27 protein-coding genes are annotated in these 23,905 nt (G+C 70.9%); 23 read left to right on the top strand and 4 right to left on the bottom strand.

Annotation, left to right across the window (positions count from 1 at the left end):
• Positions 1–68: 68 nt before the first annotated feature.
• From pilM to DDE18_RS15970, 20 genes are all read left to right on the top strand, one after another.
• Positions 69–1,142, top strand: a complete 1,074-nt coding sequence (gene pilM / locus DDE18_RS16065; protein ID WP_116573298.1) for a type IV pilus assembly protein PilM — start codon at positions 69–71, stop codon at positions 1,140–1,142.
• Entirely contained in the window at positions 1,139–1,885 is a 747-nt protein-coding gene (locus DDE18_RS16060) for a PilN domain-containing protein (protein ID WP_116573297.1), read from the top strand. The genes pilM and DDE18_RS16060 overlap by 4 nt, the downstream gene beginning before the upstream one ends.
• Positions 1,882–2,484 carry a hypothetical protein gene (locus DDE18_RS16055; RefSeq protein ID WP_116573296.1) on the top strand — a complete coding sequence of 201 codons (603 nt, stop codon included), beginning with the start codon at positions 1,882–1,884 and terminating at the stop codon, positions 2,482–2,484. The genes DDE18_RS16060 and DDE18_RS16055 overlap by 4 nt, the downstream gene beginning before the upstream one ends.
• A gap of 97 nt (positions 2,485–2,581) precedes the next feature.
• Positions 2,582–3,115, top strand: a complete 534-nt coding sequence (locus tag DDE18_RS16050) for a hypothetical protein (RefSeq protein ID WP_116573295.1) — start codon at positions 2,582–2,584, stop codon at positions 3,113–3,115.
• Complete coding sequence (locus DDE18_RS16045; RefSeq protein ID WP_116573294.1) at positions 3,112–3,897, top strand: hypothetical protein; 786 nt, start codon at positions 3,112–3,114, stop codon at positions 3,895–3,897. Before DDE18_RS16050 ends, DDE18_RS16045 begins: the two co-directional genes overlap by 4 nt.
• Positions 3,894–4,679: a prepilin peptidase gene (locus tag DDE18_RS16040; RefSeq protein ID WP_116573293.1), complete on the top strand. Its 786-nt coding sequence runs from the start codon at positions 3,894–3,896 to the stop codon at positions 4,677–4,679. Before DDE18_RS16045 ends, DDE18_RS16040 begins: the two co-directional genes overlap by 4 nt.
• A gap of 122 nt (positions 4,680–4,801) precedes the next feature.
• The gene (locus DDE18_RS16035; RefSeq protein WP_165821196.1) at positions 4,802–7,048 is read left to right on the top strand and encodes an ATP-binding protein; all 2,247 of its coding nucleotides are present in this window, start codon (positions 4,802–4,804) and stop codon (positions 7,046–7,048) included.
• Entirely contained in the window at positions 7,045–7,509 is a 465-nt protein-coding gene (locus tag DDE18_RS16030; protein WP_165821195.1) for a response regulator, read from the top strand. Before DDE18_RS16035 ends, DDE18_RS16030 begins: the two co-directional genes overlap by 4 nt.
• Positions 7,506–8,804, top strand: a complete 1,299-nt coding sequence (locus DDE18_RS16025) for a putative bifunctional diguanylate cyclase/phosphodiesterase (RefSeq protein WP_133241246.1) — start codon at positions 7,506–7,508, stop codon at positions 8,802–8,804. The genes DDE18_RS16030 and DDE18_RS16025 overlap by 4 nt, the downstream gene beginning before the upstream one ends.
• A gap of 225 nt (positions 8,805–9,029) precedes the next feature.
• On the top strand, positions 9,030–9,491 hold the full coding sequence (locus tag DDE18_RS16020) for a hypothetical protein (protein WP_133241245.1): 462 nt from the start codon (positions 9,030–9,032) through the stop codon (positions 9,489–9,491).
• Positions 9,492–9,504: 13 nt separating this feature from the next.
• Positions 9,505–10,593 carry a COG1361 family protein gene (locus tag DDE18_RS16015; RefSeq protein ID WP_211754584.1) on the top strand — a complete coding sequence of 363 codons (1,089 nt, stop codon included), beginning with the start codon at positions 9,505–9,507 and terminating at the stop codon, positions 10,591–10,593.
• Between the two features lie 36 nt (positions 10,594–10,629).
• The gene (locus tag DDE18_RS16010) at positions 10,630–11,154 is read left to right on the top strand and encodes a hypothetical protein (protein ID WP_116573288.1); all 525 of its coding nucleotides are present in this window, start codon (positions 10,630–10,632) and stop codon (positions 11,152–11,154) included.
• A 167-nt stretch (positions 11,155–11,321) separates the two neighbouring features.
• Positions 11,322–12,725 (top strand): putative bifunctional diguanylate cyclase/phosphodiesterase, encoded by a 1,404-nt coding sequence (locus DDE18_RS16005; protein WP_133241244.1) that lies wholly within the window; start codon positions 11,322–11,324, stop codon positions 12,723–12,725.
• 92 nt (positions 12,726–12,817) lie between these two features.
• On the top strand, positions 12,818–14,071 hold the full coding sequence (locus tag DDE18_RS16000; RefSeq protein WP_116573286.1) for a TadA family conjugal transfer-associated ATPase: 1,254 nt from the start codon (positions 12,818–12,820) through the stop codon (positions 14,069–14,071).
• The gene (locus tag DDE18_RS15995; RefSeq protein ID WP_116573285.1) at positions 14,071–14,925 is read left to right on the top strand and encodes a type II secretion system F family protein; all 855 of its coding nucleotides are present in this window, start codon (positions 14,071–14,073) and stop codon (positions 14,923–14,925) included. Before DDE18_RS16000 ends, DDE18_RS15995 begins: the two co-directional genes overlap by 1 nt.
• Positions 14,922–15,869, top strand: coding sequence for a type II secretion system F family protein (locus DDE18_RS15990; RefSeq protein WP_116573284.1), 948 nt, complete (start codon positions 14,922–14,924; stop codon positions 15,867–15,869). Before DDE18_RS15995 ends, DDE18_RS15990 begins: the two co-directional genes overlap by 4 nt.
• Positions 15,870–15,921: 52 nt before the next feature.
• Complete coding sequence (locus DDE18_RS15985) at positions 15,922–16,113, top strand: hypothetical protein (RefSeq protein ID WP_211754583.1); 192 nt, start codon at positions 15,922–15,924, stop codon at positions 16,111–16,113.
• A gap of 11 nt (positions 16,114–16,124) precedes the next feature.
• Positions 16,125–16,508, top strand: a complete 384-nt coding sequence (locus DDE18_RS15980) for a TadE/TadG family type IV pilus assembly protein (protein WP_165821194.1) — start codon at positions 16,125–16,127, stop codon at positions 16,506–16,508.
• The gene (locus DDE18_RS15975; RefSeq protein WP_211754582.1) at positions 16,505–17,008 is read left to right on the top strand and encodes a TadE/TadG family type IV pilus assembly protein; all 504 of its coding nucleotides are present in this window, start codon (positions 16,505–16,507) and stop codon (positions 17,006–17,008) included. Before DDE18_RS15980 ends, DDE18_RS15975 begins: the two co-directional genes overlap by 4 nt.
• Positions 17,005–17,454: a pilus assembly protein TadG-related protein gene (locus DDE18_RS15970; protein ID WP_116573281.1), complete on the top strand. Its 450-nt coding sequence runs from the start codon at positions 17,005–17,007 to the stop codon at positions 17,452–17,454. The genes DDE18_RS15975 and DDE18_RS15970 overlap by 4 nt, the downstream gene beginning before the upstream one ends.
• A gap of 191 nt (positions 17,455–17,645) precedes the next feature.
• Here DDE18_RS15970 and map read toward each other — a convergent pair whose 3' ends face one another.
• A complete protein-coding gene (map, locus tag DDE18_RS15965) occupies positions 17,646–18,428 on the bottom strand; it encodes a type I methionyl aminopeptidase (RefSeq protein WP_116573280.1) in 783 nt (260 codons plus the stop codon).
• Between the two features lie 56 nt (positions 18,429–18,484).
• Here map and DDE18_RS15960 point away from each other — a divergent pair, with 56 nt between their 5' ends.
• The 3 genes from DDE18_RS15960 to DDE18_RS15950 all read left to right on the top strand — a co-directional run bounded on the left by DDE18_RS15960 (position 18,485) and on the right by DDE18_RS15950 (position 20,255).
• On the top strand, positions 18,485–18,784 hold the full coding sequence (locus DDE18_RS15960) for a helix-turn-helix transcriptional regulator (RefSeq protein WP_116573279.1): 300 nt from the start codon (positions 18,485–18,487) through the stop codon (positions 18,782–18,784).
• 426 nt (positions 18,785–19,210) lie between these two features.
• Entirely contained in the window at positions 19,211–19,414 is a 204-nt protein-coding gene (locus tag DDE18_RS15955) for a cold-shock protein (protein ID WP_101523180.1), read from the top strand.
• A gap of 178 nt (positions 19,415–19,592) precedes the next feature.
• Positions 19,593–20,255 (top strand): SDR family oxidoreductase, encoded by a 663-nt coding sequence (locus DDE18_RS15950; RefSeq protein ID WP_116573278.1) that lies wholly within the window; start codon positions 19,593–19,595, stop codon positions 20,253–20,255.
• A gap of 359 nt (positions 20,256–20,614) precedes the next feature.
• On the opposite strand, the gene DDE18_RS15945 is transcribed toward DDE18_RS15950, so the two are convergent.
• The 3 genes from DDE18_RS15945 to DDE18_RS15935 form a co-directional block, all read right to left on the bottom strand.
• On the bottom strand, positions 20,615–21,031 hold the full coding sequence (locus DDE18_RS15945; protein ID WP_245916825.1) for a metallophosphoesterase family protein: 417 nt from the start codon (positions 21,029–21,031) through the stop codon (positions 20,615–20,617).
• Between the two features lie 304 nt (positions 21,032–21,335).
• Positions 21,336–22,178, bottom strand: a complete 843-nt coding sequence (locus DDE18_RS15940; protein ID WP_116573276.1) for an aldo/keto reductase — start codon at positions 22,176–22,178, stop codon at positions 21,336–21,338.
• A gap of 171 nt (positions 22,179–22,349) precedes the next feature.
• Entirely contained in the window at positions 22,350–23,807 is a 1,458-nt protein-coding gene (locus DDE18_RS15935; RefSeq protein ID WP_116573275.1) for a serine hydrolase domain-containing protein, read from the bottom strand.
• Between the last annotated feature and the right edge of the window lie 98 nt (positions 23,808–23,905).

Here is a 23,905-nt window from a genome sequence, read left to right as displayed (position 1 = left end):
TCCGACCCGCCACCGATGACATCAGTGCTGCCGCCGGCAGCGTTCGTCGTCTCCACGTGAGGAAGCACATGCCGCCCACCGTCATCGGCCTGGACATCGGGACATCCGGGATCAGGGCCGCCGAGGTCGCCCACGGGCGCCGTGGCCCGCAGCTCCGCCGCTTCGCCGCGGCCACCCTGCCCGACGGCACCGTCCGTGCCGGCGAGGTCGTGGACCCCGAGGCGCTCGGTGTCGCCCTCAAGCAGCTGTGGTCCCGCGGCAAGTTCTCGAGCAAGCAGGTCGCCCTGGGCCTCGCCGACGACAGCGTCGTGGTCCGGCAGGCCGACCTCGACTGGATGCCCGAGGCAGACTTCCGCAAGGCCTTGCGCTACCAGGTGGCCGACGTGGTGCCGCTGCCCATGGACCAGACCAACCTCGACCACGTCCTCCTCGACGACTTCGAGGCTCCCCGCGAGCAGGGCGAGGGCGTACGCCGAGTCGCGCGCATCCTGCTCGTCGCCGCGCCGCAGCAGCTCGTCGACGGCCTGGTGCGCGCCACGGAGTCGGCCGGTCTGCGCGTGGTCCGGGCGGACCTTGCGCCCCTCGCCCTGGCCCGCGCGACCGGCGCCGGCACCGGCACCGAGGCGGTCGTCGACATCGGCGCCGAGACGGTCACCGTGGCCGTCCACAGCTCGGGTCGGCCGCAGTTCGTCCGGTTCCTCCAGGGCCTTGGCGGCGCCCACCTCACCCGTGCGCTTCAGGAGAAGTTCGGGTGGGAGCGCGCGGATGCCGAGCGCACCAAGGTGGCCGCCGGTCTGCTCTCCTCGGCCCGGCACCCCGACCAGCCCGCTTCCATTGACCACCCGGCGCAGTACCTGCTGACCGACCTCGCCGCCGAGCTCGTCGAGGAGATCCGTGCCACGCTGGCGTTCTCGCTGGACGCTCACGAGGACCCCGCCGGTCAGCTCGACCGCGTCGTGCTGACCGGCGGCGGTGCCCGCCTGGGCGGCCTGCCACACCTGGCCGAGATGGTGCTCAGCGTGCCGGTCGTGCACCTCGAGGAGCCGGGCGACCTGCGTGCCCGCCGCGGCTCCCGCGTCGACGACCTGGCCGAGCTCCGCTCCGTCCTCGCCGTCGGCCTCGCCCTCGGCGGTGCCGCATGAGCCGGGCGAGGGCCCGCCGCCGAGAGGCCCCCACCCCGACCGTCAACCTGCTCTCGCAGTGGAGCTTCGAGGCGCTCGCGACCCGTCGGCTCCGCCTCCGGTTCGTCGTCGGCGCGGTGGTGCTCGCAGCGCTGCTCACAGCAGGCTGGGGGCTGCAGCACCTGCGCGCAGGCCAGGCGGGGCAGCTCCTGTCCATCGCGGAGGCGGAGCGGGCGACGCTGGCGTCGAAGACCGCGCAGCTCGCCCCCGTCCGCACCTTCGTCACGGCCGTCGAGAAGCGCAAGCAGACCGTCACCGAGGCGATGGGGGACGAGGTGCGGTTCTCCCGGGTGCTCTCCGAGCTGTCGATGGCGACGCCTGCCGACGCCGCGCTCACCAACATCGCGGTGACGCTCACGCCACCAACGCCGGCCGCGCCGGCCGGCGAGACAGGCGCAGCGGCCGCCGAGGCGCCCTCCACCGGTGCCGTGGCTTCGGCGTGCCCGGGCCCCGACCCGTTCGGCACCCGCCCTGTGGTCGGCTGCCTGACCCTGTCCGGCACCGCGGCCAGCCGCGACGCCGTCGGCCAGCTCGTGGTCGACCTCGGCCGCAGCGGGATCTTCGTGGAGCCGTTCATCTCGACCACGACCACGGCTGACGGCCCACGTGTCTCCTTCACCGGCACGGTCGGCCTGTCCCCGAGCGCCTTCACCGGCCGCTACCACGACCTGGACACCCTCCTGCACGAGAGGAACGAGCGATGAACCTCAGCTCACCCGCCGGGACCAAGGTGCTCGGCGCACTCGCCCTCCTCGGCATCGTGGTCGCCAGCTGGTTCCTCGTGCTGGGGCCACAGGCAGAGGCGATCTCCGAGACCCGCGCGGCGATCGCCGACATGAGCGACCAGAACGACCTGCTCCGGCTCCAGCTCGCGGCCCTGAAGAAGCAGGAGCAGGAGCTGCCCGCCATCGCCGACCAGGATCGGGCGCTGGAGGAGCTGTTCCCCCGCACGGCGGACCAGCCGGGACTGTTCCGGCAGGTCAGCGGGGCTGCTGCCCGGGCGGGCATCGCCCCCGGGAACGTGACCACCGTTGCGCCGACCGCCCCGATGCTCGGTGCCGCCGAGGCGGAGGGGGTCGGCCTGCCCGCCGCCTCCACCTCCGCGGACCTGGCTCGCCAGACGGTCACCATCACCGTGGAGGCGGGCTACTCCGCCACCCAGCTGCTGCTGGACAACCTGGAGGAGATGCCGCGCGCCTACCTGGTGACCTCGCTGTCGGTCAGCACCGGCAGCGGGCCGGGCCTCTTGCTCACCACCGTCACCGGGGACATGTTCGTCATGCCGCCGGCTCCCCGGCCCTGACCGGCTCTCGAGCAATCGCCGGCCGGGCCTCAAGGCACCGTCCCGGCATGCCGATGAACCAGGTGCCCCCCGAACAACACACCAGGAGCGGAGTGAGATGGCCCAGCTCGTCGTCCCCTACGGCGCCAAGGCACCGTTCGGTGCCCGCCTGCTGTCGCGGCGTCGTACCGCCGACGTCGTATCCCCGGCAGCGCCGGGCACGGACGCGGCCGATCCCCGCACGACCCGCGCTCACATCCGGGTCCTCGAGGCCGCACTCGAGGAGCAGGTACGCCGCGTGGCCGAGCTCACCGACGAGCTCGTGGCCGCCCGCGCCCGGCCGCACGAGGACGTACGCCGCATTGCGGCGACCGTGGAGGGCCTGCGGCTGGCGTTCGGCAAGGACCCGATGGCCCAGCGGCTCCTGGCCCGGGTCGACGCCGCCCTGGACCGGCTCGTCGAGCCGGGCGAGCTGGCGCGTGTCCCCCTGCCCCGGGCACGCGCGGAGCGGCCGCCGGTCGCCTCGCCCCCTGTGACGACCCCCGAACGCGCCGAGCCCGCAGACGACGCGGGCGAGCCGATGGTGCTGCCCGTTCCTGCAGCTCCCGAGCCGACTGTCGAGCCGCGACGCCGCAGGGGACAGCGTCGATGACCGCCACGACCCCCGAGACACCTCCCGCCGCCGCGGCGCCGACGCCTGCCGGCCCGGCGTCCGCGAAGCGCGCCGCGGACGTCTGGCAGGCCCGCTCGCGCGCCTTGGCCGCGGAAGGCGATGTCCGGCTTGCAGTTCAGACCCAGTGGGCGGCCGATCTCGCCACGCTGCACTGCCTCCTCTGGGAGAGCGGACTGGCGAGCGTCCCCGACCCGGGGGCGCAGCTCGACACCGTCGCCCACGTCGTGCGCGACGCCTTCCTGCGGGTCGACCAGCCAGTTGCGGACGGCAGGAGCCTGATCGCCCGGTCCCGGGCCGCGCTCGGCGACGCCTTCGGGCCTTCCGTCGCGGCCCTGCTCGCGGAGCGCTTCAGCGCTCTGGACCACCTTGTTTCCGTCGGCGGACCGGGTGCTGAGGTCTCCGCGCGGGCAGCCCGGGCCGCCCGAGGCGCGGAGGCGCTGCTACGCGAGTTGCGCGACGTCGCCGCGGACTGCGCCGCGGTCGCGCAGGCGATGGCGGCCGCCGACCTCGCGCACGACGCCGCCGACCAGCTGCGCCGTGCCCAGCTCGCCACCTTCGAGGCCTTTCTCGTGTCTCAGGCGGTGTCCGCCGGCGACACCGGCCTCACCGCAGCGGACCTCCGGTGGGAGCTGGCCCGCGGACAGCTAAGCCGCCGCGCCTGGACCGAGCTGGCTCCGGACGCTCTGGCCGACGAGCTGGTGGCGAGCGTCGAGCCGGCCCAGCGGGCGGCGCTCCGCACGCGTCTCGAGGCCCTCCGATGACGGGGCTGCTCGTGGCCGCATGTGGACTGCTCGGCCTGCTGGTGGGCTCGTTCCTCAACGTCGTCGTGCACCGGGTGCCGGCTGGCCTCTCCGTGGTCCGTCCCCGCTCCAGCTGCCCGCCGTGCGGTCGGCCCGTCGCCGCACGCGACAACGTGCCAGTCGTCTCGTGGCTGCTGTTGCGCGGGCGCTGCCGCCACTGCGCGGCGCCGGTGTCCGTGCGCTACCCGCTCGTCGAGCTGGCCACCGGGCTCGCGTTCGCCGCGCTGGCCGCGGTGACCGGCCCGGCGGCGTACCTCCCGGCCCTGCTCCTGCTCGCCGGCGCCGGCGTCGCATTGTTCGTCATCGACCTGGAGCACCAGCGGCTGCCGTTCGCCATCACGGCGACTGCAGGCATGGGCTGCTCGCTGCTGCTCCTGCTGGATGTGTGGGTCAGGGGCCCGCAGCCGCTGCCGGGTGCGCTGCTCGCCGCCGTGCTCTGGCTGGCCGTCTATGGCGGGATCTGGCTCGCCACGGCCGGACGCGGCATGGGGCTCGGTGACGTCGCCCTGGCGCCGGTCCTCGGGCTGGTGCTGGGCTGGCTCGGCTGGGGCTCGACCGTGACCGGGCTGCTCGCCGGCTTCGTCATCGGTGCTGTCGTCGGGCTCGGCCTGGTCGCCTTCGCGGGCGCCGGCCGTCGCGCGAGCGTCCCCCACGGCCCGTTCATGCTCGCCGGCGCAGGGCTGGGCCTGGCCGTCGGAGGCGACCTCTGGAGGGCGTACCTCGGCGTAACCGGCCTCGCCTGACTGGATGAGTGCCTAGACTGGCGGGACAAGGACTCACCACCACTCTCGGCGGACCAGTCGTCATCGGGGCCGCTCTCTCGGGCAGGGGGGCCATGAGGGTCAGAGCGCGTACGACAGGCTGGATGCGGGGATCCCTCCGGCGGCGGATGTTGCTGGCCGTGTCCGTGCCCTTCGTCGCGGTCGTCGTGCTCACGGCCGTGACGTTCCTCGTGCGCCAGTACGCCCTGGACACCCGCGAGATCTCGATCCGGGCGCTGCAGAACGAGCTGGCCCTCGAGCAGCTCGGGTCCGTCTCCCAGGCCGCCCAGCTCGCTGCCCTGTCCTACCGGCAGACCGGCGACCAGCGGTGGCTCGACGAATTCGCCGAGGCCGTCGCGGAGAGGTCCAGCGCCGAGGCCCGCCTCGACAACCGCCTCGCCGACAGACCGATGGCCCAGGTCAGGAAGGCCGTCGACGAGCACGACGCCAGGTTGCGGTCCCTCGTGGATGGAGACCCCGCGGAGGGTGAGGGCGCCCGGCTCGCGGCTGCCGCCAGGACGGAGCAGCAGCAGCTGGCCGTCGTGCTCGACCGGGTCACCCGGGAGGAGGGCAAGCGCTTCAGGTCGGCACGGGAGGCTGCCGACCGTCTCAATGCGGTGATCACCGCCGCAGTCGTGCTCATCGGGGCGGTCGGCCTCGTCGGGGGCCTCGTCGCGGTGTGGTTCCTCTCCCGCGGCGTGGTCGGACGTCTTGCCCGCCTCCAGGCGAACGCGCAGCGGCTGGGTGCCGACCAGGTGCTCCTCCCCGAGCCGGGCGGCGACGACGAGATCGGCGCACTGGCCCGCACCATCGAGACCGCGCATGTCTCCATCCGGGAGAAGGACGACCTGCTCGACCTGGCACTCGAGGCCGGCGGCATGGTGATCTTCCAGGTCCGCCCGGACAACCAGATCACGCTCCGGGGCGAGCCTGCGCTGCTCGGTGCGGTGGGCCTGGAGGGCCCGGCGGTGACGACGTCGCTGGACCTCCTTCGGGAGTACCTCTCGCCCGGCGAGGACAACACCGTGTCCCGGCTCCCGAACGGCGACTTCCGCGTGGTCACACGCGAAGGCGACACGCGCTGGCTCGAGGTGCGGTCGCGACAGGAGCCGGCGGAGGAGGGCCACGAGGCCGGCACGGTCGTGGGTGTCGTCGCCGACGTGACGGCCCGGGTCGAGGCACAGTCAGCCCTCGAGTCGGCGAAGGAGCTGGCCGAGCAGGCCAACCGGTCCAAGGACGACTTCCTCTCCCGGATGAGCCACGAGCTGAGGACCCCGCTCAATGCGGTCCTGGGTTTCGCCCAGCTCCTGGACATGGGCGATCTCGACCACGAGCAGCGCGAGAGCGTCGACCACATCCTCAAGGGCGGGCGCCACCTGCTCGCGCTGGTCAACGACGTGCTCGACCTCGCCCGGATCGAGTCGGGTCGGCTGTCGCTGTCGGTCGAGCCCACCCGCCTCGTCGACGTGGTGGACGAGGCCATCCAGCTGACGCGTCCACTCGCTCGCCAGCACCGGGTCGACCTGATCACGTCGGGCGCGGGCGGCGCCGTGCACGCCATGGTGGATCGCCGCCGGATGAAGCAGGTGCTGATCAACCTGGTGTCCAACGGCATCAAGTACAACCGCCCCGGTGGCCGGGTCGAGGTGGACTGGAAGGTTGCCGACGGCCGGGTCCTCCTGACGGTCCGCGACACCGGGATCGGGATCGCCGCGACGCAGCGTGACGACCTGTTCCTGCCCTTCGCGCGCAGCGACGAGCGCACCGCGGAGATCGAGGGGAGCGGGCTCGGGCTGGCGGTCTCGCGCAGCCTGGTCGAGGCGATGGGCGGTCGGCTGACGCTGGGGGAGACCGGCGAGTCCGGCAGCACGTTCGTGGTGGAGATGCCCGATGCCGGCGATGGCGTCGCGCTGCTCGCCGCCGAGGGCGCGGGAGGCTCAGCGGTTGAGCAGCTGCGGGCGCTGGGCCCCTTGTCGGTGCTCCACGTGGAGGACAACGAGGCGAACCGCCGGTTGGTCGAGGAGCTGCTGCGAGTGGCAGGCACCCCCAGGCCGGTGGTCGCGACCCACGGTCACCAGGCCATGGACCTCGCCCGTCGGCACCGGCCGGACCTGGTCCTGCTCGACCGGCACCTGCCCGACATGCTCGGCGAGGACGTGCTGCGCGAGCTGAGCGCGGACACGCAGACGGCCGGCATCCCGGTCATCGTGGTCTCGGCCGACGCGATGGAGAAGTCGGCCTCGATCTTCCGGAGCATGGGCGCCGACGCCTTCGTGGCCAAGCCCATCGACGCCGAGGAGTTCTGGCGCACCATCAGCACCGTGCTCACCGACCGGGGAGGCATGTCGTGACCGACAACCCACCGATCCTGCTCGCCGAGGACGACCCCTCGCACGTGCTGCTGGTCCGGCGGTTCCTGGCCAAGGGCGGCCTGGTCAACCCGGTGCACGCCGTCAGCGACGGTGCCGAGGCGCTCGCCTACCTCTTCGGGGAGGGAGAGTACGCGGACCGGCGACGCCATCCGCTGCCAGCCGCGGTGATCACCGACCTGCACCTCGCCGGGCTGGGAGGCATGGAGCTGCTCGAGGGGGTGCGAGGCCACGAGGACTTTGCGGACATCCCGATCGTCGTGATGAGCGGCTCTACCGAGGGTCGCGACATCGAGCAGGTGCACGAGCTCGGCGCCGCGGCGTACCTGGTCAAGCCGATCGCATTCGAGGCGCTGCTCGACGTGTTGCACGACCTCGGCCTTCCGTGGGCGCTGCAGCGCCCCGCCCAGAGCACCACGTCGACCCGGGAGAGCCGAACGTGACGACGACGCCGGTGTCGGGCGCTGACTGGGACGGTGCCCCCGCCATCGCAGCCGCGCTGGCGCACGCCGCGGAGCGTCCGCAGCCCACAGCGCTGCTCGTCGTCGGCCTGCTGGGGCTGGATGCGGTCCGGGGCATCGACGGCCGGGCCGCCGCCGCGGCGGCTGTCGCTGAGGTCCGGGCCCGGCTCGCCGGTCTGGACGCGGAGGGCGTGACCGTGGTCCCGCTGGATGCGGACAGCATCGCCCTGGTCTGCCCTGGGCACGACCAGCACGAGGCGATCCGGCTCGCCGAGCGGGTGGTGGAGGTGGTCGGGGCGCCGATCGACGGCACCAGATCCGCGCGGCTGTCGGCCAACGTGGGCGTGGCGATGGCCATCGCCGCGCCGGTCGGGGCCGAGGCACTGGTCCGTGACGCCGACACCGCGCTCGTCGCCGCGGCCTCGCGCGGACCTGGATCTGTCGAGGCGTTCGGGCCGGGACTTCGCGACGGCCTGGCCGCCCGGATGGGCACTGCCGTGGACCTCGCCGAGGCGCTGGCCAAGGAGGGGGAGCTGTTCCTCAGCTACCAGCCGGTCTTCGACCTCGAACACGACACGATCGTGGGGGCGGAGGCCCTCGTGCGTTGGCGGCACCCACAACGAGGGGTGGTGTCGCCGGCCGACTTCATCCCCGTGGCCGAGCAGACCGGCCTCATCGCCGACCTCGGCTGCTGGGTCCTCGATGCGGCCGTTTCGCAGCTCTCCCAGTGGCAGCGGCTGGTGGGCACGGGCTTCCGGCTGCACGTGAACCTATCCCCGCTCGAGATGCGGCAACCACGGCTCGTGGCGCAGGTCGTCGACGCCCTGGACCGGCACGGCGTACCGGCCGAGCAGTTGCTGCTGGAGATCACCGAGACAGGACTGATGACCGCGGACGACGGGTCGGTGCCGCGTCTCGAGGAGCTCCGGGAGATCGGCGTCGCCCTGGGCATCGACGACTTCGGGACCGGCTACTCCTCGATCAGCTACCTCCGGGAGCTCCCCGTCGACATGGTGAAGCTGGACAGGTCGCTGACCTCGCTCGTGGCCGCCTCCCCCGACGAGTACGCCCTGACCCGCGCCATCTTCGGCCTGATGCGGTCCAGCGGACTGGAGATCGTCGCGGAGGGGATCGAGGAGCACGTGCAGGTGGCCCACCTCAGGGCGATCCGCTGCCGCTATGGCCAGGGCTATCTCCTGGCCCGGCCCGCCGGCCCGGAAGTGGTCGCCGCGCTGCTGGCCCGACGCGGTCAGGGAAGCCGGCCGTCCGGGATGTGAGACCTTCCGCGTGGACCCTCAAGGGGAGGGGGCTGGAAGCCGACACCCCTGTTGTAACGACGCGACCTCAGAGATGAGGTGAGTGCGCCGTCCTGTCTTCTCGGGGGTCTGCTCAGCGACCAGGTCGGTCTCGACTCTGGCAACGCGGTCCACAACCGGAAGCTGGACAGCACTCCTATGAACCCATTCCGTCTGCTTGGCGCCCTGGCGCTCAGCGCATCCGCCGTGGCACTCCTTCCTACCGCGGCCATGGCCGCGGACACCGGAACCACCTTCAGCCTCACGGGCGGGAGCCTGACCCTCTCCGTGCCGGCCACCGCCACCCTGACCAACGCCGCCTCCGGCACCACGACGATCACGGGAAACCTGGGCCCGGCCTCGGTCACCGATGCACGTGGCGGCGTCGCAAACTGGACCGCAAGCGGCGCGTCGACCGCCTTCACGGGCGCGGGTGGCTCGTCGTCCACCGCGGTCAGCTACGTCGGGGGCACCGTCACCGAGACCGGGACGATCACCGTCGCCGATGGCACGGCGACCACCCTCACCGGCATCGCGACGTCCGTGGTCGCGCCGACGAGCCTGAGCGGCAACAACACCGCGTCGTGGGCGCCCACGCTGAACGTGACGATGCCTGCCGGGGCTCTCGCCGGCAGCTACTCCGGCACCGTGACGACCTCGGTCGTCTGAGGTCCGAAACCACATGCGACGACTGCTCACCCTGATCGCGCTGGTGGCCGGGACACTCCTCCCGGCCACCGGCGCCTTCGGCACGCCCGATGCTGCCCCCGACGACGAGCACACCGGTGTCGGAATCCGGCTTGTCGACGCACCCGTCGCCGCCCGCGACAACCCCCGCGCACGCGTCTACATCATCGACCACGTCGCACCCGGCACCGTGATCGGACGCCGCATCGAGGTCTCCAATGACACCGGGGGCAACGCTCGGGTGGCGGTCTACGCCGCCGCGGCTGACCTGGTCGACGGCTCGTTCGTGGGCCTCGAAGCCGACACACCCAACGAGCTGTCTACCTGGATGGGCGTGAGTCGCCCCGAGCTCACCCTCGCCGCCGGCGAGAAGGCAAACGTTGCCGTCGAGATCGACGTACCAGCCGATGCCGCGCCCGGTGAGCAGTACGCCGTCATCTGGGCGCAGACGACCTCGGGTGCGGCCGACGGCAACGGCGTCACCCAGGTGAGCCGGGTCGGCATCCGTGTCTACCTCTCCGTGGGCCCTGGCGGCGAACCGGCCTCGAACTTCACGATCGAGTCGTTCGTCGCCGCCCGCAGCGCAGCTGGAGGCCCGATGGTCCAGGCGATCGTCCACAACACCGGCGGCCGAGCCCTCGACCTCAGCGGCACCCTGGACCTCACCGACGGACCCGGCGGACTCTCCGCCGGACCGTTCCCCGTCGACCTGGGCACCACCTTGGGCATCGGCCAGACCGCCCCGGTGAACGTCGAGCTCGACGAGCAGCTGCCCAACGGTCCCTGGCAGGCCGAGATCGAGATCACGAGCGGGCTCCTGACGGAGTCAGCCCACGCGACGATCACCTTCCCCGACGCCGCTCAGACCGGCGAGGCCGTGCGGGCCGACCCCGATGGGCACCAGCTGTGGTACTGGGCCGGAGCTCTCGTCCTCGCGCTCGCCCTGCTGGCTCTGGTCTGGACACGGGTGGCCCGACCTCGCCGCATCAGGCGAGCCCGGATGGCCAACACCGAGCCGGAGCTGCCCGTCACCGGCCCACTCACCCCAGCCGCGAGCGCTGTGCCGCGCAGGCATGCGCGATAACCGCACCATCCACTCTCTGAGAGAAAGACAAACACCATGCGTATTCGTCATCTCCTCGTTCCCCTCGCCGCCGTCGCCCTCGCCCTGGCTGTCACGCACCCTGCCGCGGCGGAGCCGACCACTGCGACGATCACCGTGACCGGAGGCTCACTGTCGATCACCGTGCCCGCCGATGCCGGCAGCCTCGGCACCCGGGCGAACACCGTGGCAGGGGGAGCCATCAGCGGTCCCCTCGGCCAGGTGAACGTCAACGACGCCCGGAGCGCAGCGGCAGGCTCGGGTTGGGTGGCCAGCGTCATCTCGACGGCGTTCACACCTCCCTCTGGCCCCGCCATTGCGGCCAGCGCAGTCGGCTACACCGCGGGAGCGATCACCAAGGTGGGCACCGCCACCTACACGGCCAACAACCCGGCCAACCTCACCGGCGTTTCCCCCGCGGTCACCGCGACCGGGATCACCGGAGACAACTCCGCCACCTGGAACCCGACCATCAACGTGACCGTCCCCGGCGGGATGGCCGCGGGAACCTACTCCGCGACCATCACCCACTCCGTCCTCTGAGAGCAACGAACTGCCCGCGGGGTCTCCGGAGGGAGCGCCCCGTTCTGTCTCCTGGGTGAAGCATCCATGGATCAGCGAGGAAGGGCCGCGAAAAGCTGCCACCTTGGATAGCCTCACAAGGGTCTCCTTCGATCGTGGCGGGGGAGGCGGAGGAGGGGGGTTCGACCTTGTCAGACGAAGTCCCCGGCGACGAGACCCATGCGATCGTGGCCACAGCAGATGCCGCCGCGACGGCCGCGCATGACACGGCGGCGGCGGCGAGGTTGACGGAGGACCTCACGGCCGCGGCAGAAGCCGCCGCGCGTGCCGCCGAGGGGGTCGCGTCGCGAGCCCGTTATGCGACAGCGGCGACGGTGGCTGCTGCAGCGTCGGCTGCCGCCGAAGTAGCCGCTGAGACGGCGGCAGCTCTCCAGACCGAGACCCAGGTCCAGGCATCGAAGGTCGCAGCTGCTGCCGTGGCGGCCCTGGAGAGCATCGTCGCGGAGCTGCCTGAGGCCGTGGACCCGGAGTGGGCACGTCGGGTAGCGGCGGCGGTGGCGTCCACCGTGGCGGCGGAGGTGATGAGGCAGGCGCGGCTTGCCGATGCCGCTGCGACCAAGGTCGCTGACGCCGTGACGCTCGCTGCCGAGGGCGCGGCCCTCGCAGCTTTCGCTGCCGATTCGATCGTGGGCGTGGCCGCGCGGAGTGCAGGGGAAGTCGCGCGCGAGATGGCGAACTCGGGCGTGGGGGCAAAGGCCGCCTCAAACGCGGCCGTGGAGTCGACCGCGCGCGTCGCGGACCTCGCCATGAGGCGGGCCACCCTCCTGCGCCGGGCGCCGCTGGCCATCGAGCTGGGCGAAGCGCTCGAGCATGGGCAGCTGCGGCTGGACTACCAGCCTCTCTACAGCATGGGCAGCGGGGAGGTGGTCGCCGTTGAGGCGCTGCTGCGGTGGCAGCACCCGACACGCGGGACGCTTCCACCGGCAGAGTTCCTCGATGTTGCCGAGGGCCCCCACCTGATCGCCCCCATCGGCGACTGGGTCATGAGGACGGCGGTGGAGCAGGCCGCCCAGTGGCAACGAGTCCTCGGGGAGGGGGCGCCACGGATGTGGGTGAACGTCTCCTGCAACCAGTTCGGTGGACACCGACTGGTTCGCGTCCTCGAGCGCCTGCTCGAGGAGCATCGGCTCCAGCCGGGGAGCCTCGGAGTCGAGGTGACCGAACGCCAGCTGGCGCGCCACATCGACGACGTGGGATCCGACCTGAACGGTCTCCGCGACCTTCACGTTCCGATGGCTGTGGACGACTTCGGCACGGGCTACGCATCCCTGGACTATCTACGCCGCTTCCCCTTCGACGAGATCAAGATCGACCGGTCCTTCGTCGCGGGTCTTCCGGTCCCGATCAACACCGCCATCATCTCCTCGATCATCACCCTGGGCACCTCGCTGGGGATGACTGTCGTGGCAGAAGGCGTGGAGACCGCCGAGCAGCGTGACATCCTCACGGCACTCGGCTGCGGCTTCAGCCAGGGATACCTGTTCCACCGTCCTGCGCCCGCAGAAGCGCTCACCGCACTGCTCGGCGCATAGCTGCTTCCACAGGTCGGGGCCGACCCCTTCCCGACGGCACCCCCCGCGGTCAGAATGAGCCCGAACCACCTTCTCGGGACGGGGGAACGGTCATGACGCTCACGCGTCCGGACACGCACGACGACCTCATCGAGCAGCTCGATGCGCGCGTGCGCGAGCAGGTGCGCACCCAAGGCGTCGACCCCCAGCGCGAGGCCGCCGTCGTACGCCGCATCGCCGAGGACGTCGTACGGATCCACGACGAGCGCAGCCTCACCGGAGCGGTCGTGCCCGTCGCCGACCCGGGCGCAGTGGTCGGCGAGCTGGTGGCCCGGGTCTCCGGCTTCGGCCCCCTGCAGCCCTTCCTCGACGACCCCGAGGTCGAGGAGATCTGGATCAACGATCCCAGCCGGGTCTTCATCGCCCGCCGCGGTCGTCACGAGCTCACCAACCTGATGCTCTCGCCCGCGCTCGTCCACGAGCTCGTCGAGCGGATGCTCAAGTCGAGCGGCCGGCGCATCGACATCAGCCAGCCCTTCGTCGACGCCATGCTCCCCGAGGGCCATCGCCTCCACGTGGTGCTCGAGGGCATCAGCCGCGGCTTCTCGGCCGTCAACATCCGCAAGTTCGTCCTCCGCGCCCACCGGCTCTCCGACCTCGTCGAGCTCGGCAGCCTCACGCCCCAGGCCGCGGCGTTCCTCGAGGCGTCGATCCGCGCGGGGCTCAACGTGCTGGTGGCGGGCGGCACGCAGGCCGGCAAGACGACGTTCCTCAACTGTCTCGCGTCCGCGATCCCCGGCGGCGAAAGGGTGATCTCCGCGGAGGAGGTCTTCGAGCTCCGCTTCGACCACCCCGACTGGGTGCCCATGCAGACCCGCCAGTCGGGTCTCGAGGGCACGGGCGAGATCCGGCTCCGCGACCTGGTCAAGGAGGCGCTGCGCATGCGCCCCTCGCGCGTGATCGTGGGAGAGGTCCGCGCCGAGGAGTGCCTCGACCTGCTCCTCGCGCTCAACGCCGGACTTCCCGGCATGTGCACTCTCCACGCCAACAGCGCGCGCGAGGCGCTGGTCAAGATGTGCACGCTGCCTCTCCTGGCAGGTGAGAACATCTCGGCCCGCTTCGTCGTCCCCACCGTCGCCAGCTCCGTCGACCTGGTCGTGCACCTGGGCATCGACGCAACGGGCGTCCGCCGGGTCAACGAGATCGCCTCCGTGCCCGGCCGGGTGGAGAACGACGTGATCGAGGTCGAGCCGATCTTCGAGCGCTCGGGAGGTGAGCTGCGCAGGGCTGCTGGCACGCCCGCGCGCACCGAGCGTTACGAGCGCGTCGGCATCGACGTGCACCGCATCCTCGCGGGTGAGCGCTGATGGGCGCGCTCATCGGCCTCGGCTTCGGGCTCGGACTGCTGCTCATCTGGTCGGCGTTCTTCCTGCCGCGGCCGGAGCGTCGTACGCCGCGGGGCCAGGGCCGGCTCCAGCAGCTGCTTGCCCGGGCCGGACTCGCCGGGGTGTCACCGACGAGCGTCTTCCTGCTCTGCCTGGCGCTGGGCGTGGTCGCGTTCGTCACCGTGCAGGCGGTGTCGCGGACCGCCCCGATCGCGATCGCCTTCGCCTCCATGGCGGCCTACGCGCCGGTGGTGGCGATCCGCCACCGCGCCGCCCAGCGGCAGCGAGAGTTCGCCGAGGTCTGGCCCGACGCGGTCGACAACCTGGCGAGCGCCGTACGAGCCGGGCTCTCGCTGCCAGACGCCCTCGCCGCCCTGGGCACGTCCGGGCCCGAGGCCCTGCGAGACGCGTTCGACCAGTTCGCCCTCGACTACCAGGTGACCGGCCGCTTCGGCGACTCCCTCGACCGGCTCAAGGCGACGCTCGCCGACCCAGTGGGGGACCGGGTGGTCGAGGGGTTGCGCATCGCCCGTGAGGTCGGCGGCGGCGAGCTGGGCAGGCTGCTGCGCAACCTCTCCGGCTACCTGCGTGACGAGGCACGCACCCGCTCCGAGCTGGAGTCGCACCAGGCGTGGTCGATCAACGGAGCTCGGCTCGCGGTGGCCGCGCCCTGGGTCGTGCTGCTGCTCATGACGTTCCAGTCCGGCTCCGTGCAGGCCTACTCCTCGCCCGCCGGCGTGGTGGTGCTCGCGGTCGGCGGCGGGCTGTGCGTGGTCGCCTACCGGCTGATGATGCGCATCGGCCGCCTGCCCGTGGAGCGGAGGATCCTCTCGTGAGCCCGGCGATGTGGGGTGGTGTCCTGGGTGCGAGTGCGGCGCTCGGTCTTCTCCTCGTCGTCGCCCGCGTGCAGGTCATCCGCCGGCCCCATCTCGCCCTGCGGGTGCTGCCCTACGTCCGCGACCTGCCGCAGGTCGGCCGCACCCCCAGCCTCGAGGTGGCGTCGGCCTCGATGTCACCCGCCTCCGCCGCGGTTCGGATCTTCGGGCCGTTCCTTTGGGCGGCCGCCGACGGCGTCGAGCGCGTCCTCGGCGGTGCCACCTCCGTACGTCGCCGGCTCGAGCGCGCCGGGATCGACAAGTCCGTCCACGACTTCCGGATCGAGCAGGTCACCTGGGGGCTTGCGGGCTTCTCGCTGTGCGCCGCGTGGTCGCTCTTCCGGGCACTCACCGCGTCCATCGGTCCGGTCGTCGCGGTCCTGCTGTGCCTGGCCGGGTTCGCCGTCGGCGTGGTGCTGCGGGAGAACTGGCTGAGCTCCCAGGCCGCCGCGCGCGAGCGGCAGATCGTCGTGGAGTTCCCGACCGTTGCCGAGCTGCTGGCCCTGGCGGTGGCAGCGGGGGAGAGCCCCGTGTCCGCCCTCGACCGCGTCGTGCGCCGCAGCGGCGGCGAGCTGTCCGTCGAGCTGGGCCGGGTGCTCGCCGACATCCGCACCGGTCAGCCGGTCGCGCTGGCCTTCGACGGGATGGCGGCGTCCACCGGGCTGCCCCTCGTCGCTCGCTTCGCCCGCGGCATCAGTGTCGCGATCGAGCGGGGCACCCCGCTGGCTGACGTCCTGCACGCCCAGGCGGCAGACGTGCGCGAGGCCGGCCGGCGTGCCCTGATCGAGTCGGCCGCGAGGCGCGAGGTGCTGATGATGGTGCCCGTCGTCTTCCTGGTCCTGCCGATCACGGTGCTCTTCGCGTTCTTCCCCGGTGTCGTCGGCCTCTCGCTGGTCGTGCCCTGACCTGCCCATCCACCACCAACAACCCTCGGGGGCCCTTGAGATGAACAACCTGATGGAGCGCCTGCTCGTCCTCAACTGCCTGCTCACCGCGCCGCGGCGGCGCGACGAGCGCGGAGATGTCCCCGGCTGGGTGATGATCACCGTGATGACGGTGGCATTGGCCGTCGGCATCTGGACGTTCGCCAAGCAGCCGCTCAACGACCTGCTCAGCGCCGCCTTCGGTCGGGCCGGCCAGGTCCAGTAGTCGCGAGCACCGTGTCCACCCGACGGGCCGAGGCGGGCTCCGCCGTCGTGGACTTCGTGCTGGTCCTCGCCGTGCTGCTCCCGCTCTTCCTCGGCATCCTCCAGCTCGCGCTGGTGCTGCACATCCGCAACACCTTCGCGTCGGCTGCTGCCGAGGGCGCTCGCGCCGCCGCGGTCGCCGGGGCGACGCCGCAGGACGGGATCGACACGGCCGCGAGCCACCTGGGATCGGAGTTCTTCGCCGAGTTCGCCAAGCCGCCCGTGATCCGCCCCACGGACCTCGGCGGCGCCCCGGCGTACGAGGTGACGATCGAGGTCGAGGTGCCTGCCCTGGGTCTCGGAGGTCCGGCTGTCGGCTTCACGGTGTCGGGCAACGCGGTCCGGGAGCTGCCATGACGAGAAGACGTCGCGACGAGCGGGGCACGGCGATCGTGGAGTTCAGCTGGATGGCGATCCTGCTGATGGTGCCGCTCGTCTGGGTCATCCTCAGCGTCTTCGAGGTCCAGCGGGGTGCGTTCGCGGTGCACGCGGCGGCGCGCGCGGCCGGCCGGGCGTTCGTCCTCGCCCCCGACGACGCCGTGGGGATCGCTCGGGCACAGGCCGCCGCAGCGCAGACGCTGGCCTCCCAGGGCAGTCCCGGCATGACGGCCCACGTCGAGCACCACTGCACGACGCGGCCCAACTGCCACCTCGGCACGTCCGTGGTGACCGTGACGGTGACCTCCAGCGTGGAGCTGCCGCTCCTGCCCAGGATCCTCGACCTGAAGCACCGCAGCTTCCAGCTCTCCGCGAGGCACTCGGTCCCGTTCGGTCAGTACGTCGAGGCGGGCGACCCGTCGGAGGACGAGGAGCAGGGTCAGGAGAATGACAAGGAGTCCGGAGGGCCGGAGCGGTGAGCACGTCGTTGCGCAGGGACGAGCGCGGCTCGACCGTGCCGCTCATCGCCGGCATGGTCGGGGTGCTGGTCCTTGCGATCGGCGTGCTCGTCAACGCGTCGTCGGCCTACCTCCAGCGCCAGGCCCTTGACACCCTGGCCGACGGCGCCGCGCTCCGCGGGGCGGACCTCGGGGCCGGGGGCGTCTATGGCGAGGGGCTGCCCGCGGAGCGGCTGCTGCAGACGCCGAGCGAGGTGGCGGCGGCCGTGACCACCTACCTCACCTCGATCGGCGCCTACGACCGCTATCCGGGGCTGCGCCTCGCCGGCGTCCGCGTGGATCAGGAGGCGCGGTCGGTCACCGTCGTCCTGTCCGCGCCGATCGACCTGCCCCTCCAGGTGCCGGGCGCCGCCGTGCGGCCGCTGGCATCGGCCAGCGGCACGGCAGCGGTCGAGCTGGTCCGCTGACGCGTCGCAGCCGCCTCGGGAAGGGACGGTCCTGACGCTGCCGCGTCCGGACACGCACGACGACCTCATCGAGCAGCTAGATGCGCGCGTTTCGCGAGCACGCAATGGGGCGCACCCAGACGCGGCGCTATGACGCGACGCATGCTTGCGAGTGATTGCAACGCCCTCGAAGGTCGGCGTGGCTTCGACGCTCACAGGTGAGCATGCGTCGGCAATGTGAGAATCTCGGCTCCGTCATCGGTGATTGCGATCGTGTGCTCGCTGTGTGCCGTCCGGCAACCCGTTGCGCTCCTGAGCGTCCACCCGTCGGCGTCAGTGACGAGCTCAGGGGTGTCCGCCATAACCCACGGTTCCAGGGCCAGCAACAGGCCAGGGCGAAGCTTGTATCCACGGCCTGGCCGACCGGTGTTCGCGACGTGCGGGTCCTGGTGCATCGTTGATCCGATGCCATGACCTCCGAACTCGGTGTTGATCTGGTATCCCGCCTCGCTGAGAACCGACCCAATGGCATGGGAGATGTCGCCGATACGAGCCCCGGGTCCGGCGGCGGCTATCCCTGCGGCCAGCGCGCGTTCGGTTGCGCTGATCATCGCGACGCTCTCCGGGGGCTTTGAGTCGCCCACGATGAAGCTGATGGCAGAGTCTGCAGCGACTCCGCCTGTGGAGACGGCGAGGTCGAGTGACAGCAGATCCCCGTCGGCAAGCGTGTAGTCGTATGGCAGCCCGTGCAGCACGGCGTCGTTGACGGACGTGCAGATGTAGTGGCCGAATGGGCCGCGTCCGAAGGACGGCTCGTAGTCGACGTAACAGGACTGCGCTCCAGCCCCGACGATCATGGTCTTGGCCCACCGATCGATGTCCAGAAGGCTGGTGCCGACCCCGCTGCGGGTTTTCAGGTTCTGCAGGATGTCTGCTACCAGGGCGCCGGCGTCCCTTGCTCTGGCCAATTTGTCGGGGCCCAGGATCTCGATCATGCGGAGCCTCCTCAATAACTATCCCGGTCATACTATCCCGGTAATACAATCGGCTCATGGTCAGGTTGCCGCTCACTGCCGAGGAGGTCGCGCGCGGACAGCGCCTTGGCGCCTTCCTCCGCCTCGCCAGGGGTGAGCGGTCCATGCTCCAGACCGCGCTCGATGCGGGCGTCTCCCCGGAGACCCTTCGCAAGATCGAGTCAGGCCGCGTAGCGACTCCTGCCTTTCCGACCATTGCGGCGATCGCCGATGTCCTCGGCGTCTCCCTCGATGCGGTGTGGGCCGAGATCAGCCAACCGCAGCGCCGTCGCGGGTCGACCGGTGCTGGACACAGCGCAGCCAAGCGGTCGGCCTAGCAACTTCCATCCCACGGCGGCGTCGGAGCCGTCCGCTAGGTGTGCACGCAGCTTGAACGATGTCCCGGTCGTCAGCACGAGAAACTGCCGGACAGTTCAGTCGCGTCGCCCACCGAAATGTTGCACCCCGCCCCGAGTCAGTGCGCGTGGCGGGCGGTGACGCCCGATCGCGGCGGAATGACCTGGGTGGCGCAGCACAGGCTGATGCCGTAAGCGGGGCGCGCCTCGCGGAAATCCTGAACACGCAACCGATGCCCTATGGTGGATCCCGTTGAAGGGATGGCTCTGCCGGCCGTCCTGGCCGCACACGATGTCGCGGCTTGTATCTCGTACTCCTGGTTTTCGGTTCGCTGGACATCAGTACAGGTGGATGTCTTCAGCGGCTTGAGGGCACATTGCTCTCGGTACCGAACAAAGGAACAGATCATGGCTCAGGGCACCGTCAAGTGGTTCAACGCCGACAAGGGCTTCGGCTTCATCGCGCAGGATGGTGGCGGCGAGGACGTGTTCGTCCACTTCTCCGCCATCCAGTCCGGCGGCTACAAGTCGCTCGACGAGAACCAGAAGGTCGAGTTCGACCTCGCTCAGGGCCCCAAGGGTCCGCAGGCGGAGAACGTCCGCGTCTCCTGATTTCACCGCGAAGAGCCCCGACCGCACCCGCGGTCGGGGCTCTTCGTGCGTTGGGTGGGACCGAGGCGTTTGGCGGCGGAAAGACGCGCATCCCCAACGCGCGATCGCGGCGTTGACGGACGTTTTCGAAGAGCCAGCCACCCTGGCGTGGGTTTCGCTCCCGGCTAGGTTGGGCCGCATGCGCATCGCCATCGTGGGTGGTCACGGACAGGTGGCCCGCCATCTGCATCCCATCCTGGTTCGCGCCGGGCACACGCCAGTTGCGCTGGTCCGGAAGGAAACGTACCGAGCTGAACTGGAGGGCCTGGGCGCAGAGGTCCGGCTCCTCGACATCGAGCGCCAGGACGAGAACGCGTTCGCGGCAGGGTTCGAGCGTTGTGACGCGGTCGTGTTCTCCGCCGGCGGGGGTCCTGACGGCCGCGTGGAGCGCAAGCGCACGGTCGACCTCGAGGGCGCCCTGAAGTCCATTGCCGGAGCCAAGGCAGCCGGCATCCGTCGTTTCGTGCAGGTGTCTGCGATCAACGTGGACAACCCGCTGCCGCCTGGCACCAGCGAGGTGTGGACGGCGTATGTGCACGCCAAGCGCGACGCCGACGCCGCCTTACGCGACAGCGACTTGGACTGGACGATCATCCGTCCGGGCCGCCTCACCGACGACCCGGCTACCGGTGCCGTCTCGCTCGGCCCTGACGTCCCGCGTGGAGACGTTCCCCGCGCCGACGTTGCAGCAGTGCTCGCCGCCGTGCTGGCCGATGACGACACCGTCGGCCACCAGTGGAACCTGGTCGCGGGCGAGACGCCAATTGCCGAGGCAGTCGGGCAAGCCGCACACAGTTCATAACCGCCGCGTACGCATGCCGCGGCGCCGCTGCGACGCAGTCGATGCCAGTGGCTCTGACGCGACGGCGAGCTCTCCTCGCAGGGACGCTTCGGGGGTTGCGATCGCAGCCCTCGACCTGGGCGTGCTCGGACGACGAATCCCGGCCGCACGACGTCTGCCGCTGGCTACAGTTGGCCGACCACATGGTCCATGGGGCGGCGGTGGGCGCGGTCCCCGGCAGGCATCCGGCGCGCGTGCGGGGCAGGCATCTCGGAGCGCAGTGAGTCAGGCGGAATCTGCTTGCCCTTCGGTCACCTCGCGATGGCGTGCAGGGTCACGTCGCGCAGATGTCCCGCGTCAGCGGTGGCTGTCAGGTAGGTTCAGTGCGGCTGACGGCGTCGGTCGGTGGGGGAGCCCGGGTTGAGCAGCTTCAGGCCGGTATGGCTCGTGGTGTCCCACGGGATGTGGCTGTGTCCGAATACGAGAACGTCGACGTCGGGGAACCATGCGCTGCACCGTTCCTCCCGTCCCTTCGCGACACCGGTCTCGTGCACTACAGCAATGCGGAGGCCCTCGATCTCGACGCGAGCCACCTCCGGGAGACGCTCTCTTAGAGCGCCGTGGTCATTGTTGCCCCAGACGCCGACGAGCCGGCGGGCCCTCGCAGCGAGCTCGTCGAGGAGTCGCTCATCGACCCAGTCTCCTGCGTGGATCACGAGATCAGCGCTTTGCACCTCTCGCCACACCTCGGCCGGTAGGTCCCGGGCCCGCTTCGGTACGTGCGTGTCCGCCACCATCAACAACCGCGTCACCATGGGCCTAGTGAACAGACAGGCAGCACCCGGCACAATCGAGTCCCGGCCCCGTCCCCTCCAGCCACCGTCAAGCCTCGAACTCCGACTCTGGGCGTGAGCGGGCGCTCGCAGGGAGCGCACAGGCGGCGGTATGCCGCGGTCTAGGGATGGGCGCATTCGTGCACCCGTCTTGTTCCTGAACGTGCTCGGCGCAGGATGTGACGAGTCCGGGACGCTCTTGCTTCGGAGCGGCGTGGTCGCGGATCTGCAAGCGGTCTGGCCCAGCGCTCGCACCGTGAAGGTCTTGTTACATCTCCTCGTGGCTGTCCGGGTCTCCTCCGAAGAGCCGCCCGTCGGGTCGGCTGAGCCCAGTGATGGCGTCCATGTCTTGCTCGTCCAGCTCGAACCCGAAGACATCGAGGTTCAGCCGCTGCCGTTCCGGCGTGGCGGACTTGGGGAGGGGAAGGGCGCCGAGTTGTACCTGCCAGCGCAGGATCACCTGCGCCGGGACCACGCCGTGGGCCTCCGCCGCCCGGACCACCGGTGGCTGGTCGAAGGGTGCGCTGCGTTTGCTCAGCGGGCTCCACGACTCGGTCAGGATCCCCAGGTCGTGGTGCACAGCGCGCATCTCGTTCTGGACGAAGTAGGGGTGCATCTCGATCTGGTTCACCGCGGGCGTGACGCCGGTGTCGTCGATGATGTCTCGGAGGTGTTTCTCGGTGAAGTTGCTGACGCCGATCGACCTGACCAGGCCGCGCTCCCGCAGATTCACCAGGGCACGCCACGCCTCGCCGTACCTGCCGACACTGGGGTTGGGCCAGTGGATCAAGCACAGGTCCAGGTAGTCCATGCGGAGTCGGCGCAGGGAGTCCTCCACAGATTTGGTGGCCAGGGCCGCGGCATGGTGCCGACCGGGGATCTTCGTGGTGACCTGGACGTCTTCACGGGAGATCCCTGCGCTGCGGATGGCTCTGCCGACCTCTTCCTCGTTGCCGTAGTTCACGGCCGTGTCCAGCAGTCGGTAGCCGACCTCCAGAGCGGAGATCATCGCCGCGACGCCGTCCTTACCCTTGAGTGGATAGGTGCCGAAACCAATCTTGGGCAGCGAGTTCCCGTCGTTGAGTCGGTACCGCGGAACGTCTGGGGTCATGTCGGAAAACTACGGCGAGCCTGGTGATCCCAGCCACGCCGATTCCATTTCGGCCGGATCCGCGTCGAGCGAGGAGCCATCGAGAACACGGCCGCGCCCAGCGGGACCAAGACCCAGGGAACCGACCCGCCAGACCGCGCGCAGCGGCTTCACTGGACCCTCATCAACCGGCTACGTCGGGCAGTGCTGGTCGCGGTGAGCGGGGCGGCGCAGGGTCTGCAGGCGTCCGCCATCCAGGGGTACGCCGCGCCAGGCGGCCTCGGCTGTCCGGGAGGGCAGCGAGCAGGCGATGTCGAGGCGGTGTGGTGACTCGAGGAAGATCAGCTCGATCCGGAGGGTGTGGTCGTCCAGCCATCCGCCCGAGGCAGCCACGGGTACGACGTCCCCGTGCCGATCGCGCGGCTCGGAGACCAGCCAGTCGGTGGCGCCGGCAGCGAACGTGAGCTCGTTGTCCGGCTCGGTGATGGTGACCTCCCACCCGGGCCCCGCTCGGGCCAGCCGCACGGAGGTGAGAGTCGATGCGGGCAGGCCGGCTGCTTCGGCGACTGGGAACGGCTCGTTGGTCCCGGCCGCCCAGCTGGGCGGGGACGGCAGGGCGGCGCAGGGCGGAAGGTGGAGTCTGTGCAGACGCCGGGCGAGCTGATCCTCGGTGGCGTTGTCGGGTGTACCTGTTTCGAGACCGGGAAGCAGGCGCTGCCAGAAGTGGTTCAGCACCGTCTGCATCGCCTCGGTTCCTCCGGTCATCGCCACCACGGTGTCCTGGTCGGGGAGCACCAGGCAGAACTGGCCGAACGCACCGTCGCCGCGGTAGCCGTGGCGGGACATCCAGAATTGGTACCCGTAGCCCTGTTGCCAGTCGATGTTGTCTTGCCCGGGCGAGCTGTCGACGTGCCGCGACGTCGCCATTGCGACGTAATCCTCGGGGAGCAACTGCCGGCCCTGCCAGCGACCGTGCTGGAGGTAGAGCTGGCCGAGCTTCGCGACGTCCTCGGTCCGCGCGAAGAGGCCGCTGAAGCCGAGCTCACGCTCCGGCGGCCAGCTCTGCCAGCTCACCTCCTCGATCCCGAGCGGGTCGAAGAGCCGGGGTCGCAGATACGCCGTGAGCGGCATGCCGGCGACGCGTTGGATGACCGCGGCGATCGTGTACGTGCAGGGCTGGCTGTAGGAGAACAGGGTGCCCGGCTCCGCGTCTGGAGGGATCAGCAGAAAGCCGCGCACCGGGTCCTGAGGGTCGCGGGTGACCGCATCGTGGAGCATGTCGCGGTTGTGCCCGCTGGCCATCGCCGCGAGGTGCCGCAACGTCATCGCCCTGCTCCGGGGATCGGTGATCTCGGCGTCGAGCTCCGGAAAGTACGAGACCACCTCGTCATCGAGCCTGCAGAGCCCTTCCGCCAACGCGAGGCCGAGCGCGGTCGTGGTGAAGCTCTTGCTCAGCGAGTAGAGCAGCCGGGGCCGCTCCGGTGTGTGCGGGGACCACCAGCCCTCGGCCACCACGTGCCCGTGCCGGAGCACCATCACGCTGTGCAGCTCGATGGTCGGGTCGGTGTCGACCGCGTCGATGAAGTCCAGGACGGCGGCAGGGTCGACCTGCTGCTCGACCGGCGTGCTGCGCGGGAGGGCGGCGGCCATGGCGCCAGCCTAGATTCAAAGCAATAGGCGTTCCGGCGCTGCGAACCTCGAGAAGGCCCCTGTCGACCTCGAGGGCGAGGTGCTTCTATGCAGTCAGG

This window comes from Nocardioides gansuensis, from assembly GCF_003076135.1.
Taxonomy (GTDB): Bacteria; Actinomycetota; Actinomycetes; order Propionibacteriales; family Nocardioidaceae; genus Nocardioides; species Nocardioides gansuensis.
Note: the sequence above shows the minus strand (reverse complement) of the source record. Positions and strands in the feature narration are given on the sequence as shown.